11 protein-coding genes are annotated in these 18,115 nt (G+C 37.2%); 7 read left to right on the forward strand and 4 right to left on the reverse strand.

Annotated features, from left to right (window positions below; genetic code table 11):
* Positions 1-20: 20 nt before the first annotated feature.
* From FBQ94_RS06905 to ahbC, 3 genes are all read left to right on the forward strand, one after another.
* Entirely contained in the window at positions 21-860 is an 840-nt protein-coding gene (locus tag FBQ94_RS06905) for a LysM peptidoglycan-binding domain-containing protein (RefSeq protein WP_007220654.1), read from the forward strand.
* A 21-nt stretch (positions 861-881) separates the two neighbouring features.
* Positions 882-2,027 carry an outer membrane protein assembly factor BamB family protein gene (locus FBQ94_RS06910; protein WP_007220655.1) on the forward strand — a complete coding sequence of 382 codons (1,146 nt, stop codon included), beginning with the start codon at positions 882-884 and terminating at the stop codon, positions 2,025-2,027.
* 160 nt (positions 2,028-2,187) lie between these two features.
* Positions 2,188-3,411 carry a 12,18-didecarboxysiroheme deacetylase gene (gene ahbC, locus FBQ94_RS06915; RefSeq protein ID WP_007220656.1) on the forward strand — a complete coding sequence of 408 codons (1,224 nt, stop codon included), beginning with the start codon at positions 2,188-2,190 and terminating at the stop codon, positions 3,409-3,411.
* 125 nt (positions 3,412-3,536) lie between these two features.
* Here the strand turns inward: ahbC and FBQ94_RS06920 are convergent, their stop codons facing one another.
* The 3 genes from FBQ94_RS06920 to FBQ94_RS06930 all read right to left on the reverse strand — a co-directional run bounded on the left by FBQ94_RS06920 (position 3,537) and on the right by FBQ94_RS06930 (position 6,647).
* Complete coding sequence (locus FBQ94_RS06920) at positions 3,537-4,160, reverse strand: hypothetical protein (RefSeq protein WP_007220657.1); 624 nt, start codon at positions 4,158-4,160, stop codon at positions 3,537-3,539.
* Positions 4,161-4,241: 81 nt separating this feature from the next.
* Positions 4,242-5,378, reverse strand: coding sequence for an OmpP1/FadL family transporter (locus FBQ94_RS06925; protein WP_040543277.1), 1,137 nt, complete (start codon positions 5,376-5,378; stop codon positions 4,242-4,244).
* A gap of 219 nt (positions 5,379-5,597) precedes the next feature.
* A complete protein-coding gene (locus FBQ94_RS06930; RefSeq protein WP_007220659.1) occupies positions 5,598-6,647 on the reverse strand; it encodes a response regulator in 1,050 nt (349 codons plus the stop codon).
* Between the two features lie 1,015 nt (positions 6,648-7,662).
* Here FBQ94_RS06930 and FBQ94_RS06935 point away from each other — a divergent pair.
* The 4 genes from FBQ94_RS06935 to FBQ94_RS06950 all read left to right on the forward strand — a co-directional run bounded on the left by FBQ94_RS06935 (position 7,663) and on the right by FBQ94_RS06950 (position 15,303).
* The gene (locus FBQ94_RS06935) at positions 7,663-9,147 is read left to right on the forward strand and encodes a response regulator (RefSeq protein ID WP_007220660.1); all 1,485 of its coding nucleotides are present in this window, start codon (positions 7,663-7,665) and stop codon (positions 9,145-9,147) included.
* A gap of 512 nt (positions 9,148-9,659) precedes the next feature.
* Positions 9,660-11,444 (forward strand): B12-binding domain-containing radical SAM protein, encoded by a 1,785-nt coding sequence (locus tag FBQ94_RS06940; RefSeq protein ID WP_285442065.1) that lies wholly within the window; start codon positions 9,660-9,662, stop codon positions 11,442-11,444.
* A gap of 34 nt (positions 11,445-11,478) precedes the next feature.
* Positions 11,479-12,723, forward strand: a complete 1,245-nt coding sequence (locus FBQ94_RS06945; RefSeq protein WP_007220663.1) for a beta-ketoacyl-[acyl-carrier-protein] synthase family protein — start codon at positions 11,479-11,481, stop codon at positions 12,721-12,723.
* A 9-nt stretch (positions 12,724-12,732) separates the two neighbouring features.
* Positions 12,733-15,303 carry an ATP-binding protein gene (locus FBQ94_RS06950; protein WP_007220664.1) on the forward strand — a complete coding sequence of 857 codons (2,571 nt, stop codon included), beginning with the start codon at positions 12,733-12,735 and terminating at the stop codon, positions 15,301-15,303.
* A 1,152-nt stretch (positions 15,304-16,455) separates the two neighbouring features.
* On the opposite strand, the gene FBQ94_RS06955 is transcribed toward FBQ94_RS06950, so the two are convergent.
* A partial coding sequence (locus tag FBQ94_RS06955) for a multiheme c-type cytochrome (RefSeq protein WP_285442066.1) occupies positions 16,456-18,115 on the reverse strand: 1,660 nt, incomplete at its 5' end.

Genomic DNA, 18,115 nt, shown 5'->3' on the forward strand with positions numbered 1-18,115 from the left:
CTTTGAAAGGAATTAAGACAATGAAAAGAGATGTACAAGTCGGTGTAATTTTAGGGGTAATTATTTTGGCAATTATTGGTGTGTTCCTGAGCACGAGAACCACGGTTAAAGAACCGAATATCCCTATCCCCGAAATAGAAGAAGATACTCAAGTGGGTATACTTGATATACACGACTTGCCGCAGGATTCTCTTGATGAATCTCAGGAAACTTTTCATGAGGTAACTACTGTTCAGAACTCAGAACAAAAAAAGCCTGCCACTGTGAATACGGTAAAAGTGGAGGAGTATCAAATGAAAGATCAAGACAATATAATTGTAGGTGAATGGAATAAGGCAAAGGAAGAAGATAACAATACAACTACGAATGACCAGGCATCGTATGCAACGGCAACCAAAGAAGATTGGATGGATGTTTCTTTAGAAGGTAAAGAAAAAATTACCAAAAAATCTCAGGTATATAAGGTTCAACAAAAGGACGATCTTTCTAAAATAGCAAGAAAATATTATGGTGATGCCTCTAAATGGATTATTATTTTCGATGCAAACCGAAGCAAAATTCACGACCGTAATAACCTTAAGATTGGTACTGAACTTATTATACCTGAAGAGAAAATAGTATCCCAAAAATCGAAAGGAGAAATAATCACTCCATCGCTTTCCCAAATAATCGAAGTGGAAGATACAAAATCAGCGGTGAAAACACATAGAGTTCAGCAAGGAGACTCGTTATATAAACTAGCCGTAAAATACTACGATAATGGTGCAAAATGGAACAAAATATTAGATGCAAATAAAAAAATTCTGAAAAATAAAAAATCTTTGAAGGTTGGGCAAGAACTGATTATACCGGAACTTTAATGTTTAATAAGGAGTGCAATAGTGAAGACTAAAAATATTCTCTTTTGTGCAATACCTCCCTTTTTGTATTTAGCCATAATTATACTCATTATGTCTAGTATATCACCAATCTCTCCTCTGTATGCTCAAGACATTCCGAATAATTTCCCTATGTTTAAATACAATTTACAAAGAACAGGCCGGGTGCCTTTTGCTGGTCCCTCTGACAATAGCCTGAAATGGAGTATTTCTACTGCAGGGGAGATCTGGTCGTCCCCTGTTGTGAATACAGAAGGGGTTATTTATATAGGAAGTACCGATGGCAGCTTACTAGCCATAACTCCAAAAGGGAAGGTTATGTGGGCCTTTAAAGCTGCAGACGAAATATTTGTTACCCCAGCAATTGGCACAGATGGTACTATTTACTTTGGTTCAGCCGATGGAAGATTTTGTGCGGTTCATCCTGATGGAAGGTTAAAATGGAAATTTCAGACAAAAGGAGCGATTCATTCATCTCCTGTTGTTGATGAAAAGGGAACGGTGTATTTCGGTTCTTATGAAGGGAAGCTTTATGCTATTGCCAGTAATGGGAAACTTTTATGGAGTTTTAAGACCGAAGCGCCGATAATGACTTCTTCCCCTGCTGTAGGACAAGAGAATACGATCTATGTTGGTTCCTGGGATAAACACCTTTATGCTTTAAATCCAGATGGAAGTTTGAAATGGAAGATGGAAACGGAAGGTAAGATAGATGCTACACCTGCCATTGGGAATGATACTATTTATATCGCAGATATCCATGGAAAGTTATATGCCATCAATTTGGACGGATCATTGAAATGGGGCTTTGACCTGGGAAGCCGAACACATTCTTCTCCAGCAATTGATACAGATGAAACAACGTATATAGGGTCACAGGATGGTAATGTATATGCAATAAAAAAAGATGGCACGCTGAAATGGAAATTCAAGGCGGGAAATTCGATTACCGCTTCTCCTGGCATCGATGCAAATGGTGTTATTTATGTAGGCTCATGGGACGGCAAAGTATATGCTATCAATAATGACGGCTCTCTCAAGTGGAGCATGACTATTGGAGAACCACTACTCTCTTCTCCTGCAATTGACTCAAAAAATACCTTATACATTGGTTGTGTAGATTGGAAATTCTATGCATTAGGCCAATAGTTAATAATAAAATCTTTTACTTAATAATTATTTTAGGGTATAATTGTTTTCAATAGATAAAGCTTATTAATCATTATTATCTTTATACTCACTATTAACATGACATATGGTCTATAGCCATATGTTTCTTCAATACGTATACATTTGCAGGAGACGTAACATGATTGGCATATCAAAGCTGTATTGCGGCACCGTGGAACCCTCTGATGCGCTACGATATGGTAGAGAATCTAAGAAACTACCATCGCATTTATTACAATTCTCTCAGGATAAAAAACCCGTTGTGGTGTGGAACGTTGGACAGCGTTGTAACCTGAAATGCATTCATTGCTATTCTCAATCAAAGGATATTGAATATCCTAATGAATTATCAACACAAGAGGCAAAGGCCATGCTGGATGATATTGCAAATTATGGAGCTCCCGTAATCTTATTCTCCGGAGGAGAGCCTCTTATGAGACCTGATCTTCTTGAATTAATCGGTTATGCAAAAGAGAGAGGCTTGCGCGCGGTTATTAGTACGAATGGTACATTAATTACCAGAGAGAAGGCAAATGAATTAAAAAAATTTGGACTCTCTTATGTTGGAATTAGTCTGGATGGTCTTAAAGTTACCAACGACCGTTTTCGTGGTATTCCGGGTGCATTTGACGCCGCATTGGAAGGTATTCGGAATTGTATGTCAGTAGGCATTAAAGTCGGTTTGCGTTTTACCATTAATAAAAGGAATGCCCATGATATCCCCGGTATTTTTCAGCTTATTGAAGAAGAAAATATCCCAAGAGTGTGTTTCTATCACCTTGTCTATTCAGGCAGAGGGTCTAATTTAATTGAGGAAGACCTTTCTCATAAAGAGACACGGGATGTTGTTGATCTTATTATCAACAAAACCAAAGAAGCGCATGATAAAGGCAAAAAAATTGAAGTGCTTACTGTAGATAATCATGCCGATGGCCCATATATATATCTACGATTATTGAGGGAGAATTCTCATAGGGCAAAAGACGTGCTAGAGCTCCTCCAGTGGAATGAGGGGAACAGTTCTGGTAAAGGGCTTGCCTGCATAAGTTGGGATGGCGAGGTATATGCTGACCAATTCTGGAGACAATATTCTTTCGGAAATATCAGAAAAAGGAAGTTTAGCGATATATGGGAGGATACTTCCAATGAGTTAATGGCTAAACTTAAGAACAAAAATCCTTATATCAAAGGACGCTGTGCAAAGTGTAAATGGCTTAATATCTGTAGTGGGAATTTTAGAGCAAGAGCTGAGGCATACTATGGTGATATATGGGAACAAGACCCTGCTTGCTATCTCACTGATGAAGAAATAGGTCTTAAAGCTGAATTACCGAAGAAGGTAAGGCAAAAAGTAGCTATTTAAGAAAAAATCTAGTATTTTTCATAAAATATTGAAAGTTCTATAAAACCACAGAACTCACAGAAAATACCAGTTGGAAGAATATAAATTGTTCATCTGTGCATTCTGTGGTTTTTTTATTAATATTATTAGGGAAACTGAGGATATCCGAGTAGATAGGTAATTGTGATCATTTTAGTCTTGGGAGATACGGCATATCCTATTTCCCATATATAATCAGTGTTTTTGATAGAACCAACAAGTTTTTCTAATTCTAAAGGACAATATGTTCTTAAGTTAGAAACAATACTATCCCACGAAATGGCTAAAGGGACAACGGGAATACCGTAGGTCCAAAAGAATCTTGTAAAAGAGATTGGTCTTATCAGTGGTGTTGTTAAAAGAACAGTCAGTGGTGTAATAATAGGCGTTAGGAGTAAATTTCGCAAACACCTTTTTGTGAACTCAAAAATGCCAATTGCTACTCGTTGATCGACTGCATTCTGCAATATTGCCTTTGCAAGGTCAGGCTGAAAATGGTGAAAACCAGTAAACATGGTTCTTACCCCTTTCAAATAAGCTGGCACATTAGTTGCGTCGATTGATTCTGCAATGTAATGTATGTGATTTTTGGACAGTTTTGAAGTTTTCTCAAATGCCCTAATGTTTGGATACTTATCAGTGAGTGTGACCGATATGGGGTATTGTTCAAGTGCTAATTGAGTTGGAAACCACCATTGGTCTTCTAGCTCAAACAAGTGAATACGCTTCATAGGAATGTCCTTTTGCCCTATTTGCAGGTCAGGTATTGTATCATGCGTAGAATTAGTATATTTGCTATGTAACCTGGGCTCTTAAAATTTATAACTAAAATCTATAGCAATTATATGGGTAAGTAAGTCATAACGTCCATCTATGGGCGGCCCTGTCATGAGTGGCTTAGTGGCATCTTCTCCGACTGAGTTATCTATTTTTCTGTTCTCATAAAATACTATTCCATAAGTGAAGTTAACCCATTTGTTCAGACTTCTTCCCCAGCCATATCCTAATCCAGTAAATAAGGCATGCCGGCTGCTTTGAGGAACAGAAGGCTCAAAGGTTTCACTGGGAACAGGTGATTCGTGAAAGGCGTAACCTCCTCTTACTTTTGTAGCATCATTTAAACAATATTCTCCACCCAGGGCAAAACCCAGGGTATTGTCCCAATTTCGGACATCTTCATGGCTTGCCCCTAAGAAGGTATTTGCTGGCTCAAAATCAGATTTAAGAACATCGAATCGTGACCAATTAGTCCACTGGATATCAGCTTCTATACTCCAAAGATTTCCATGTCTATATGCATAGCCGAATGAGAGCATTTCTGGTATAGTTGCAGTCGTCTTGGTATCTACATCAAAATCGGGTACGACCCCAAGCTGAGAAAGTTTTAGATTGCCATCAAAATCGAAATCTGCCTTACTCCGGAATGCAATACCAATACTATGGCGGGGAGTAATATTACAGAGTATACCAGCGTTGTACCCAAAGGCATCACCATGAGCATCAATGTCCTCAAATCCTTCAGGAGCGCCAGGAGCTAAGGGTGCGAATCTCTTGTTTTGGCTAGACTCAGCGTAGTAGTAATCAAGTCCCACACCTAATGAAAGGAAAGAGAATGGTTTAAAAGTAAGAGTTGGATTTACATTAATTATTTTCAAATCAAATTCAGTAATTACAAACCGGGAAAAGCCTTCATCGTCCCATTCACCGCTCAATCCATAGGGAACCGTTACCCCTATGCCTGCAGCTAATTTATTCTTTAAGATCGGACTAGCAAAATAAAAATAGGGTATAGCATTTAGCTTTGTCTCCATGTCTTCACTAGCTCCGTTACCCTCATATTCAACCGAAGAAATCAGAAAGCTAGAACCCAGAGACACTTGTGGTCTTTCAAGTTGTGTGAGACCGGCAGGATTAAATTCAATTGCAGACGCATCGTCTGCACGAGCCACAAAAGCATTTCCTTGTGATAGCGCTAAAGCACCAAAGACAGGATTATGTAAACCAGAGGCTATCTGCGCTAATACGTGTGTTGTCTTAAAGGAGAAAATGAGAGTGAAAACGCAAACTACAACTAGTTTTTTTATGGTAAGCATCTTTATGATATGAGATTTATTAGGTAATTATTTAACCTATTTTAAGAAGTCACGCTTAAATAATAATTCGATAGATTATTGTACATTATCGCCTGGTTCTGAAAATTCATCAATCTGCTTATTCTCATTGCTAATCTCATAGTACTTATCAATGATAGTAAGAACCTCTTCGGTCAGATTAGGTACAAACTGAGTATTTATCCCTTCCGTGATAATTTCGAGCGCCTTTTCATGAGAAAATTTTTTACGGTAATGCCTGTCAGAAGTTAAGGCATCGTAAACATCTATTATAGAGAAAATGGCAGCCTCATAAGGAATTTCTGTTTCCTTCAGGCCATCAGGATAACCCTGACCGTTATACCATTCGTGATGATGACGCACAATTGGCAAGCTTTCTTTTAAAAAATTTATAGGCTCAAGAATATTATAACCGATCTCAGGATGTCGCTTCATTAAAAGAAATTCATCCGCAGTAAGATAGTTTGGTTTCATAAGTACTGTATCACTTACACCAATCTTTCCTATATCGTGAAGGAATGCGCCATACCGCAAAACTTCAATTTTTGATTTACTCATGCCAAGTTCGTCGGCCACTAAAGAAAATAGCCAGGATACATTCTTCGAGTGAGTTGCTGTATAAGAATCTTTAGCATCTATCGCAAGTAAAAGAGCATGTGCAGTTGAAAAGAAATTCTTATGAACAGCCATCTTCAGATTGTATACCAGCATATCCTTTTTTGATAATTCATTACGGTAGTTAAGAGCCTTATCTACCGCTGCATGTATTTCGGAAAGATTGAAGGGTTTTATAATATAATCAAATGCGCCATTTCGTAAAGCAGTGATCGCAGTTTGTGAGGAAGGGTATGCTGTAATCATAACTATTGGGATTGTAGAATTAATAGATTGCATTTGCTTAAGAAAATCTAAGCCATTTGACTTTGGCATTCGTATATCAAGGAATATCATTTCTGGTTTAATACTTTTTAGATTATTCAGTGCTTCATTAACACTTGATAATGTAAAAACGGAATACCTGTCTTTTAGAGTCATTTTTAATGATTCTCTTACACCAAGATCATCATCGATTACCAGTATATTTGCTGATTTAGTTTTTTGTTCCATATGATAATTCCTCTAATCCAGAATTATGACGCATTTTTTGTACCAACTTGCTTTGAGAGTTTGGTAATGAATTGTATCTTACTTGTATTTGAGACTAATTATTCATAGCGTAATTTAGAAAGAGAATTTCATGGAAAATTTTACACAAAAGCTATATTAATAAACACTTAAGTATTATCATAAGTAAAGACCGTCCATCTTTTTATTATTTCGCATTAGACTATCTAAACATCTCAAAACTTAACTATCTATCAACTTACAAGTTAAGATAAATTTTGTAATCTTATTAACAGTATAAAAATTGGAAACTAACTTCTGGTTTATGTATTGATTATCCACTGTCTATTTTAGACAAAAATGTTCACTATTACCCAGAATTGAACACTTATTATTGGATTTTATTTTAATAAAGATATAAAATTTTCAGAAAAATTTATAAATTTTTAGATGACTAATAAAGAGATGCAGGAGAGTTGGGAAAGCAAGGCATCCACATAATATTTTTTCAAAAACCTTAACGTTTTATTGAATTGCCAGATTATTAAATAATGGCTAACATAAAAAATACCTTAAGTATTTAACGCATTGAATAATCATTCTCTGCACGCAGCAACCTTAAAGCGAATATTATCAAAGAACAATATAGCCTTGTAAATGTCTATTTCAATAGCTATAGTATGAGGCGTTATAATTTAATAGTAATGATTGCTTTTGTCAATATATATTCAATAAATGAATACAACATAATTATTATAGTATTATGTTGGAATTACCTTGCCTAAATAATTTTTGGGATCAGAAATAAATCAACCATGTTGTCACTAAATTATTTAAACATGGGTATAAAAATTGCGATCTTAACTGCAGTATTCAAACTAAGATATTGTGATAAAATTTTTCCAAAGTATTACCGAATTATATCTTAGATATAACTTTTCTATTATCATAATAAGGCAAGTTCGAACATAATTTTGACATTATTGTATACTTTTAGTGGATTAATGAGGAGGTGACTATGTACTCTTTTCTCGTAGTCTCAAATGATAATTCAGTTTGCAATTTTTTTAAAAAGAATTTAGATGGAGACTATATAGTTTATGCTGCCAGAACACCTGACGAAGCATTACAAATATTCCTCGATAGAGACATAGATGTAACTTTCCTTGATATTCTTTTATCTGATGATGGGGCAAATAAATTGTTGGAAACGCTTCGCCAGGCAAATCAAGACCCAATGATTGTTACGTTAATTCCAGAATCGCAACCAACATTATCTGAAGAGGCTATAAAATTGGGAGCTTATGAATTTCTTGAAAAACCTTTTAAAAAAGAAACAATACAGCTTGTTGCAAAGAGAGCGCTGGAAAAACAGGAACTTAAAAGAGAGCTTGGTTTCATCCAATCACAAATAAAAAGTTTAAAACCCGAAGATACTAGATCTTCTGAGTTAACATTTAATAAACAGCCAACCGTTAGTAATCTGCACCTGGCATACAAAGAAGTCTTCCAGAAATTCTCGAAGGCATTAACGCAGGTTTATGACCTTGGGAAGCTTGCTGATTCGATTGTTGATGCAATTGCTGATATATTCAAAGTGGGAAAAATAGTGTTTATGCTGGTAAATAAACATGAGGGTCTTAGCAGGCCTTATCGTTGTCTGGGTTTTGATGAAGTAACTGCCAGAAGTATTTTCTTTACCAACAACCAGGGTATCATATTATGGCTATCCAAGAACCATCAGATATTAAATAAGGATGTTATAGATAGAGAAATTACCACGAATAAATTAACTATGCGTGAAGTAATAAATGTACAGAAGGAAATAAATCTTTTGCAAGCGCAATTATGTATACCTATCTTTGCTAATGGAAATCTCAGTTGTGTAATCGCCTTGGGTAATAAGATTACCGGTAAGGTGTTTTTTGATGAGGATATTGAATTATTATCTATGTTGGCAGGATACATAGGCATGGCTGTGGAGAATGCATTCCTTTATCAGGAGGTAAATCTCAGGAAAATTCATAATGAGAATGTATTGGAAAATATTCCTTACGGTATAATTGCTATAAATACAGCATATAAGATTAACACCTTCAATAGAAGTGCTTCAAAGATGTTAAATATTTCTTCTCATGATGTATTGGGAAAGGATGTTAAGTATATTGGCTCTCTCTTTGCCGATTTTCTCCTGAGAACTTTAAAAGAGAAAAAAACATATAAGATGAAAGAGGTCACACATCCGGTTACCCAAGCTACTTATGATGTCAGTACATCTTTATTGTTAGACTCTTATACAGAAATTGGCGCAATTATGATATTTTCAGATCTGAGCGAGGTTGTAAAATTAGAAACAAAGATAAAGGAATTAGAAAAATTAGTAATCGGATATTTAGGTAACTCTGAGAATGCAATTCCTCATGATGTAACACAGGCGGTTACCGATCTGTCTAAAGATTGGATTTCCGAACGTCAACGGTTAAGTTTAAAGCAGGATTCATAGCATAGATGCATTTAATATTCTTTTATTTCCTCCTAAAATAGATTTTTTGACTATAAATTCGCCTTAGTTCGATAAAAGAGGATAAAGTAATATCATTTCATTTATGCATGAGCAAATAATTCTTTGAATAGAGTATCTTATGGTATCTCTGATAATTCAGGAAAGAGTCACAATTTTCTCTTCCCCTTCTCAATGTGCCTATATATCTTATGGAAATGGCATGTGAATAATTTAGCTAGCGCTTGATTAACAAAGAGATAATTACCAAATCAGTTTCTTCTCAAGTAGCTCATCAGATTCTATCCCATCAAAGACTCAAAAGTCTGCAGTATCATCTGTTGCAATATCTTAAACACTTGTGCGATAAGATATTTTATCTTACTGTCTTCAAAATTATTGCCTTTTATAAATGTCAAAGTGGTGAAATTTAGGAATAGATAATTAAGAAATCAGACTATCTAGCGTAATTGTTTTTTGCTATCTCAATCTATGCAATTTTTAGGAGGCTTGTTATGGACAATTCTCAAAGCATAGACCTTATGCTATGGAATTCATTTATGGGAAAGGCCTATTCTCTTAGTGACTGCTTTAAAGAGAATGGTATTGGAGTACTCGCGAGGGCTTGCAGGAATGCAGGGTTTGATATTACGATTGAAGATCCAGCGCAAATCGAATTTTATACCTCATTCACAAAAAATGATTTAACGCAAAAATTATCAGAACTTGCCTTTCGTATCTTCCATAAGGAACGTGTTGAAGATATTGTATCTTTAAGAGGAGAATGGAATCTGCTTCAGGATAATCTCACAAAAATTGTTAAAAAAAGAATGGAGAACTATATTGATGCCTTGGCGACGAAGATAGGCAAGAAGCGAGTAAAAGTACTTGGTATAAAAACCTGGCTTGGAGATAGATTTGTATACTCCGAAAAGCTTGCGCAAAGGGTCCATGAATTGAGTCCGGATACATTAGTTATTGCCGGCGGACCACAGGTTAATCAATTTAAGACAAACGCATTAGAAAAAAGCCCCTTTGACTTTTGTATAGATGTCGAGGGTGAAATAACCCTAATAAAAATTATTACCCTGGTAAAAGAGATGTATGCTCAGGGAGGTACAAAACCTGATGTAATAAAAAAGATTATTTCCCTTGCTGAAGCTGATGAAATTCCTAATCTGATATACAGAAGCAGTAACGGCAAGGTAAAAGAAACAACTATTCAAAGACTTCCTTTAAACTCAAAACTTTTTCCTTTTTATGAGAAGGATGATGGAAAGGTAGATATAGCAGTAATCCATGAATCCTCAGGATGCTATTATGGAAAGTGTAACTTTTGTACACATCCCAATATTACCGGAAGGTATCAGAGCCGGGATATTCATCTAACTATTGATGAAATTAAGGAAACGATCCGGGAGCTGGGTATCGGACTTTTCAGATTTGCCGGCTCTACCACACCTGTTTCTCTTGCCAAACGGATTGCAGATGCAGTAGTAAAAGAAGGCTTAATTATAGAGTACTCTATGTTTGTGCGGGCAGAACGTGGGGCAAGGGAACGAATGGCGGAGTTAATTGATTCTTATGAGAGAATTGTAAGCTCAGGGCTTCGGGCTGTTTTCATGGGTGTTGAAGCTGCTAACGATGAAATCCTTACAAAAGTCATGAACAAAGGTAATTCTGTAGAAGATATTTATTTTACCATTAAAGCCATAAAGCAGGCATCATATAATCAAAGAAAATATCTTGACGTAGGACTAAGTTTTATATATCCTTGCCCATTACCCCATGATAGTGATGTAAATCATGAGCAAGTTTTGGAAGAGAATTTATGTTTACTTCATAAATTAAAAAATGAGGATTATAAGCCAGATTCCATTCTCATAACCCCTGGCGCACCGTTGCCTGCAACAAACTGGCAATTAGAACCCAAACAATTTGGCTTCGAACTGCCTGAAGGTTATATGCAAACTATTTTACGCTATGAATATGAGCTAACAAAGGATCCAAGTACATGGCCTGAACTAAATATCTCCTTACATGGAATAAAGTTTTTGGATATGCTTAAGATGGCCGGACTCATGGAGAAAAAGGTTCGGGAAATGGGTTATCCGGTTAACATTTCTGATGAACATTGTCTTGCAGCAAGAAGTGCAGGATTTATGGGTCAAAAAGGGCTGGAAGAATTTAAGATGAGGAGTGATTTGGCTTTACTAACTACAGATTACAGTTTCCTTAGAGATGTTTACCAAAGGATAAATATGTACAGCCGTAAATTAGCCGAGAAAAACGCTCTTTAATAAATAAAGATATTCTTTAAGGAGGAAAAGCTCAATGGTTACGAGGCGCGCTGTTATTACTGGCTTGGGAATATTGGCACCAAATGGGAATGGGAAAGATGAGTACTGGGATGCGCTTATTCATGGAAGGTCAGGTATAAGAAAGATCGTTTCTTTTGATCCCTCTCCTTTCAGTACACAAATCGCTGGTGAGGTAAAAAATTTTGATCCTTGCGATTATTTTGATCCAAAATTGGTCAAAAGAAGTGGAAGATTCACTCACTTTGGTGTTGCAACAGCAAAGATGGCAGTAGCAGATTCCGGCATTAATTTAAACAGAGAGAATCGAGATAGATTCGGGGTATGTTTTGGATCAACGATAGGGGCTGAGAATGATATATATGAGGGTCAACATAAGAAATTCTTAGACTCTGGCCCAAAGGCTGTTAGCCGCTTTACTGCTCCTGAATTTACACCTCATGTAACAACTGGTTATATATGTTCGGAATTAAATATTGCCGGGCCTAATTCTACATTGTGTTCAGGATGTTCAACCGGACTTGATGTTGTAAATTGGGGTTATAATATGGTAAAACAAGGAACAGTAGATGTGGCAATTGTAGGAAGTGCAGATGCCCCAATCTTTCCTTTTGCCATGGCAACTTTCTGTGCTTTGGGAATTCTTTCAAAAAGAAATGAAGAACCTGAGGTGGCCTCACGACCATATGATAAGGATCGTGATGGTATGGTACTTAGTGAGGGTGGCGCAGCAATAGTGATTGAGGAATTGAATCATGCTGTAAACAGAGGTGCAGATATATATGCTGAGATTATATCCTATGCATCTGCAAGTGATGGGCAAGATGTTGTTCGGGTTGATGCTAATGGGCTAGGATTAGTCACCGCATTGGAACAAGCATTGAATTCCGGAAAGATTAGAAAAGAAGAGATAGACTATATTTGTGCTCACGGAAACGCCATTCCTAGTTATGATGTGTCAGAAACAAATGCCTTTAAGTCGTTTTTCGGGGAACATGCATATAAAATTCCGATAAGTTCCATTAAATCCATGACTGGTCAGGCTTATGCTGCCGGAGGTAGTTTTCAAGTAGTAGCAACGAGTCTCATTATAAAAAATGGAATTATTTCTCCTACAATTAATTTAGATGTGCCAGATTCCCTTTGTGATCTAGACTATGTTCCGCACCATGCCAGATATTTCAACATGGATACAGCATTAATAAATAGCCATAGTGTCGGTGGTACACATGCCGTGCTCGTATTAAGAAAATATTTATAGAAAGAGATTATGCCTGCGAGCAGAATCGTATTCATTCTTATATCTTTATTAATTGCAGGACTTGGAATCTTTGTTTTTTTAAGAAATCCTACAAATGGTATTAATAAAAGATTCTGTCTCTTTTCGCATGTTATATCAATATGGATATTCTTTGTTTTTCTTGTACTCCATACAACCGATCCAATTTTGGCTACTTTTAGACTGAAGTTAGTCTTTAGCGCTGCTATCTTTATTCCTTCTACTTTTTTCTTTTTTTCATCTATCTTTCCTGATCGAAAGGAAAGACTTATCGATAGGTACCTAAGCATATCTTTTTTTGTTATAAGTATCTTCCTGGCATTTTCTTCTTCCTATATTGTTGAATCTGTATCCTTTGACAAGGGGTGGCCTTGTACCAAGTATGGCCCATTATTTTCTGTATTTTGGTTTTATTTTATTATGTGTATGGCGCACTCTTTTTATATCCTTTACAGAAAAAGTGTTAACTATTACGGAATAAAAAGATTACAGATTCAATATTTATATTTTGGGGTAGCAATATCCGTGTTTTTTGGAAGCATCACAAATTTTCTTTTACCGGTATTAGGTGTATGGCAAGTTGAGATGTTTGTACCTCTGGTATCCATTCCTATTCCGATAGCGGTAGCCTATGCTATTGCGAAATACCACCTCATGGATATCAGCGTGGTAATCAAGCGAAGTACAGTTTACCTTACTCTATCCATTGCCATGAGTGCAATCTATTTCATTATTGGAGTATTTCTGAGTAGTATTCTTCCGGCATCAGAGCACAGGAATACCATTACTAACGTAGTATCTATAATAGTAACATTTATAGCCTTTGTGTCTGCTCGAGAATCAATCCAGCATGTTATTGAGAAGATTTTTTTCCACACCAGGTATAGCCATTCAAAGATACTGAGTGATTCTACAACAATGTTCTCTTCTATCCATGATTTGAGCGGCCTTCTTCATTATGCCATCCAGTACTTGTATGTTTCTGTAGGCATTGAAAAGATATGTATATTGCTAAAAGAAGAGGAGACCAAAAACTATAGATTAAAGGCAGCTATAAATTTTACACCTGAAGATAATTTGTTTCTCCTGAGCCAGGATATCATCGCTACGTGGCTTTACCAGAATAGAACAGTTCTTTCACGGGATCAGTTGTACCGTTTTACCCACAGCGAGCTTGACCGCGTACTAGAGGAGAAATTAGCATCCCTGAATGTCGAAAGTTGTGTTCCGGTTTTTCAAAAGAATGACCTCTTCGGTATAATTTTTTTGGGGAAGAAGATAAACAAAAAAATTTTTATCCAGGAAGATATTCAGATGTTTCTTGCCTTTTCTGGCCAATTAGCCATGGCGGCTAATAATGCCCGTCTTTATGCAGGATTGAAAGAGGCTAAAGTTTATAGAGATAATATCCTTCAGAGTCTGAAAACCGGTGTTATCGTTATGGATAATAATAGTAATCTTACTCTTATCAATAACGAAGCGAAAAGAATTCTCGGGCTGGAAAATGCCGGTACAACCGAAATAATACTTAAGTACCTTGGCAGAGATGCTCGCGAAGCGATTCGATATACCCTGAACAATGAGGGAGAATGTCATAATTTCGAAGTTCTTGTCGAACGTGAAAATAAAAAAACACCTTGTGGTATGACCACAACAAGCCTCAGGACTGAAGATGGGGAGAAGCTTGGGGCCTTAATAATTTTGACAGACCTGACAGAATTGAAGCTGCTTCAGAGCGAAAAGCAGCATTCCGAACGGTTAGCTTATCTCGGTACTCTTGCAGCCAATATTGCACATGAGATAAAAAATCCACTGGTAGCAATAAACACCTATTTTCAGCTACTTCCTCACAAGAAAAATGATGAAGAATTTCATAATGATTTTCAGAAAATTGCTATAAAAGAAATAGAGAGGATTAATAGAATTATTGAAGATTTATTAGATTTGGCAAAACCTTCTAAACCCGTCCTGCAGAATATAGATCCTCATGGCGCCATAATAGATACCGTAAATTTTCTCAGGAATATTGCTGCAGAGAAAGGTATTAAAATAATTACCGCCTTTGAGGAAAAAAGATGCCAGCTTATTGTAGATGAAGATAAGATAAAGCAGGTGCTGATAAATCTTCTGCAGAATAGTCTTGATGCGCTGCCAGAAAACGGGCATATCAGGGTAAGCACAAGCTTGACAGAAGGTCTTTCTGCGTTTAAGAAAATGGCAAAAATACATCTGAATAGCACTTTCTTTTCCTTCGCTTCACTTTCAGTGCACAATCGAAATGACAAACTATATTTTGTTATTAAGGTCTCAGATAACGGCATCGGAATTTCTGCCGAGAAAATCTCACAGATCTTTGAGCCTTTCTTTACTGATAAGGATAGAGGCACAGGGCTTGGACTCGCTATGGTATACAGAATTATAAAAGATCATGAAGGAGCTATCTACGTAGAAAGCAAAGAGGGCATTGGAACTGATTTTTATATTAGCCTGCCTTTAAATCGCATGAACATAAATAACACAGATAATTTCGTATCAGAGACAACAGAGATACATTCAGCATAATGTGCTGTTTGCATAAGGGATGGGAGCAAACACAAGGTTCGCCTCTCCTGTGATCCAACAATATTTTGTGTAGCTACGAGCATATTGACCAGCGAGGATTGACAAGACCATTCCCTGAATACATTTACTATCACTTACCCAACGATGATTCTTTCTGTAATTCCCATGCAGCTTGTCCTCGTGGAAAGGGGAGTAGGAATCCAGTCGCCTTTCCTGTTTTCTTCCGCCAGATGGATTCCCGATAAAGACATTCGAGAATGACAGGAAGAACTATCATAGTTGCTCAAAATACTGATTGTTGAATCATAAGGAGGTATGGATAAGGGCTGTCCAAGAGGGTAATAGGTAGTATCGTATCATCGCGAAGAAGGAGGAACGATTGAAGCATCTTAATCCCCCTTGATCCCCCTTTAAAAAGGGGGGAAATGTGCAAGTGATTCAAAAAGGAGGGAAATGTATGAGTATCGAGAAAGTAGGAAATAATGAGGTTATTTCTTTCGTTTCGGAAAGAGGAAAGAGAATTAACAATTCCTGTATTTCCCCCTTTGACAGAGCCCCAAACCCTTCCCTTTCAAAATACTCACCTATCTCCTCCTTTTCTCAATCATTCATACGTCTCCCCCCCTTTTCTAAACTTATCCTTACCCACATCTTTAGAATACCCTGAAGAGACGTCTCGCCGGGGGTATCTCTAGAGAAATTTTTATTCTCTGTAAGCCTATTCCTGGGTGGCACTGACAAACTCTGTTTGTCAGTGTGGTATATTCCCTATCCACGGAGTATTCGAACAACACGGACAAACCATATCCCCGTTCAAGACGTACGGGGACATGGTTTGTCCGTGCCACCCTGTTTAATCTTATCGCAATACTCAAATTTACCCCTTTGACTTATGGGCAATAATAAGTTTTCTAAAGGGGATTACTTCTTCTTTGCTTTGCTCTGGGCGTTGGCTTGCCCGCAATGATTATGAAAAGATGACCTTTTTGGACAACTTTTGAGTCAGGCTTGCACCTTATTTTGAGTAATTACGAACTATCTTAGATTATACAAATCCAACATTTGATGTTGCAACCAATCAACCGTTAAAAAATATTTCTTCTGCTCAGCTTAAAAGAAAACCTCTTGCATATCTCCCCATAGCGTTCCTGATTATTTTTTCTCCCGTATCTTTTTTGACCTTAATTTTGTCTTTTTCTCTAATGCAGCCAATCGCCTTAAGGTATTAGCCTCACTCTGTATATCCACGTACTTCTTGAGTAAATTCGACCATGAGATATAGGTAAAGCCGTTGGGATTCATGTGCGCTAAACCCTTCCTGACCAAAAAAGCATCATTCTCCCACATATATAAAAAGTCCTTCTCAATCCTGCTCGGATTTCCTCCTTTTGCCCAGAATTCTCCATAAAAACCGCCAAGCAGATCAGGATATTTTTCTATTACGGGGGCAGGAGCTTTAGGCCTGTTTTCGGGCATAGGGTAAAGTATTTCTTCTTCATAGAGTGATTTAATCGTAGCATAGGCATCGCTTACATAGTGGAAAATCGAATCAGATGCCTTATCCATGGAATCAAGATAATCACGGGAAAATCTTTGTGAATGGCACTGAACACATACCTCTATCCATGCTTCTCGCCTTGATTGCAGTTCTTTACTGTTCTTAATATAATCTGTTGGTTTGATCCCTTTAAAAATATTATCATAAAAGAGCACGTCCCCTTCACCCATGATGGCTTTCCTAACCATATTATGTGAATATTGTCCTTTGTAATACATATGACAGGATTGACAGGTAGGAGAGATGTAGTTGCCCTCAATAAAATAGATAGAGCCATGTTTAGAATCCCTGTAATATTCAATATCAGGGTGATCTGGCCCGTTATGACAAGTTTGGCATGCCTCGGGCCTTCTCGCTTCGGATGCCCTGAAGGCATGGCGGGTATGGCAGCTATCACACTTATGCTGGATGTTATGGCACATATCGCAGCCCTGAACGATATTCTTATCCTGTGCTGCCCATACATCGACGTCCAGATTTGCATCATAAGCCTTTGCGTGACTTTCTCTGCCTGGCTTCCAATCAGGAATACCGTAGTGTTTCTCAGATTCAAACTCCTCAAATTCTTGCTTATGGCATTCACCGCAATGAGCGGCGCTTGGCATTACCAATTCTTTTGCATGGTCCAGCTTTTCAGCTCCAATCTTTCCATGACAGTCAATACATCCTACCGCAGTAAGTTTTTTCCCGAGGTGCTTCTCTATTTCGGCTAATTTCTCTCTCTGGTAATCCTGAAGTTTGCCAATAGGCGCATACGGAGGATTGGTTACTGGAGCCAGGCGGCTATCAATATTCTGATAATTCTGTATCTTATCGATCTTATCAAAATTTGCATGATTACTTTCCTCCCATGCCTTTACTAAACCCGGATTTAATGCTTTATGACAGGCCACACATTCCTCTTCGCTATAAACACCTTTTGGCTCTTCCGGCGGTGTATAGAAATAGTCCGGGGCCCAGTATCTTTGAGTAGGAATCGGCTTCCAGAACTCTCCGTATGGCCCTACTCCTTTATCCAGCCCTTTAGCCTCTACTGTATCATCTGAAATACTAAAAATTATTGATGCTGCGATAATTACTAAAATACTTCTCATGAACAACCCCTCCAATAAATAAAGTGTTTGTAAAGGTAACTCTCGGTTATCATAATGTGAGATGGCTTTGTTGCACAAATCCGATAAAAAAGCAGTTTTTCCCTGTAGTATGCAATTTATGAGATCGCATAACTTTCCGGCATTCCTAATTTCATCATAC

It is taken from the genome of Candidatus Jettenia sp. AMX1 (assembly GCF_030263775.1).
GTDB lineage: Bacteria > Planctomycetota > Brocadiia > Brocadiales > Brocadiaceae > Jettenia > Jettenia caeni.

Bases quoted from the DNA above. Each gene is read 5' to 3' on its own strand.
- FBQ94_RS06935 (WP_007220660.1), top strand. From the start codon at position 7,663: ATGTACTCTTTTCTCGTAGTCTCAAATGATAATTCAGTTTGCAATTTT.
- FBQ94_RS06940 (WP_285442065.1), top strand. From the start codon at position 9,660: ATGGACAATTCTCAAAGCATAGACCTTATGCTATGGAATTCATTTATG.
- ahbC (WP_007220656.1), top strand. From the start codon at position 2,188: ATGATTGGCATATCAAAGCTGTATTGCGGCACCGTGGAACCCTCTGAT.
- FBQ94_RS06945 (WP_007220663.1), top strand. From the start codon at position 11,479: ATGGTTACGAGGCGCGCTGTTATTACTGGCTTGGGAATATTGGCACCA.
- FBQ94_RS06930 (WP_007220659.1), bottom strand. From the start codon at position 6,647: ATGGAACAAAAAACTAAATCAGCAAATATACTGGTAATCGATGATGAT.
- FBQ94_RS06920 (WP_007220657.1), bottom strand. From the start codon at position 4,160: ATGAAGCGTATTCACTTGTTTGAGCTAGAAGACCAATGGTGGTTTCCA.
- FBQ94_RS06950 (WP_007220664.1), top strand. From the start codon at position 12,733: ATGCCTGCGAGCAGAATCGTATTCATTCTTATATCTTTATTAATTGCA.
- FBQ94_RS06905 (WP_007220654.1), top strand. From the start codon at position 21: ATGAAAAGAGATGTACAAGTCGGTGTAATTTTAGGGGTAATTATTTTG.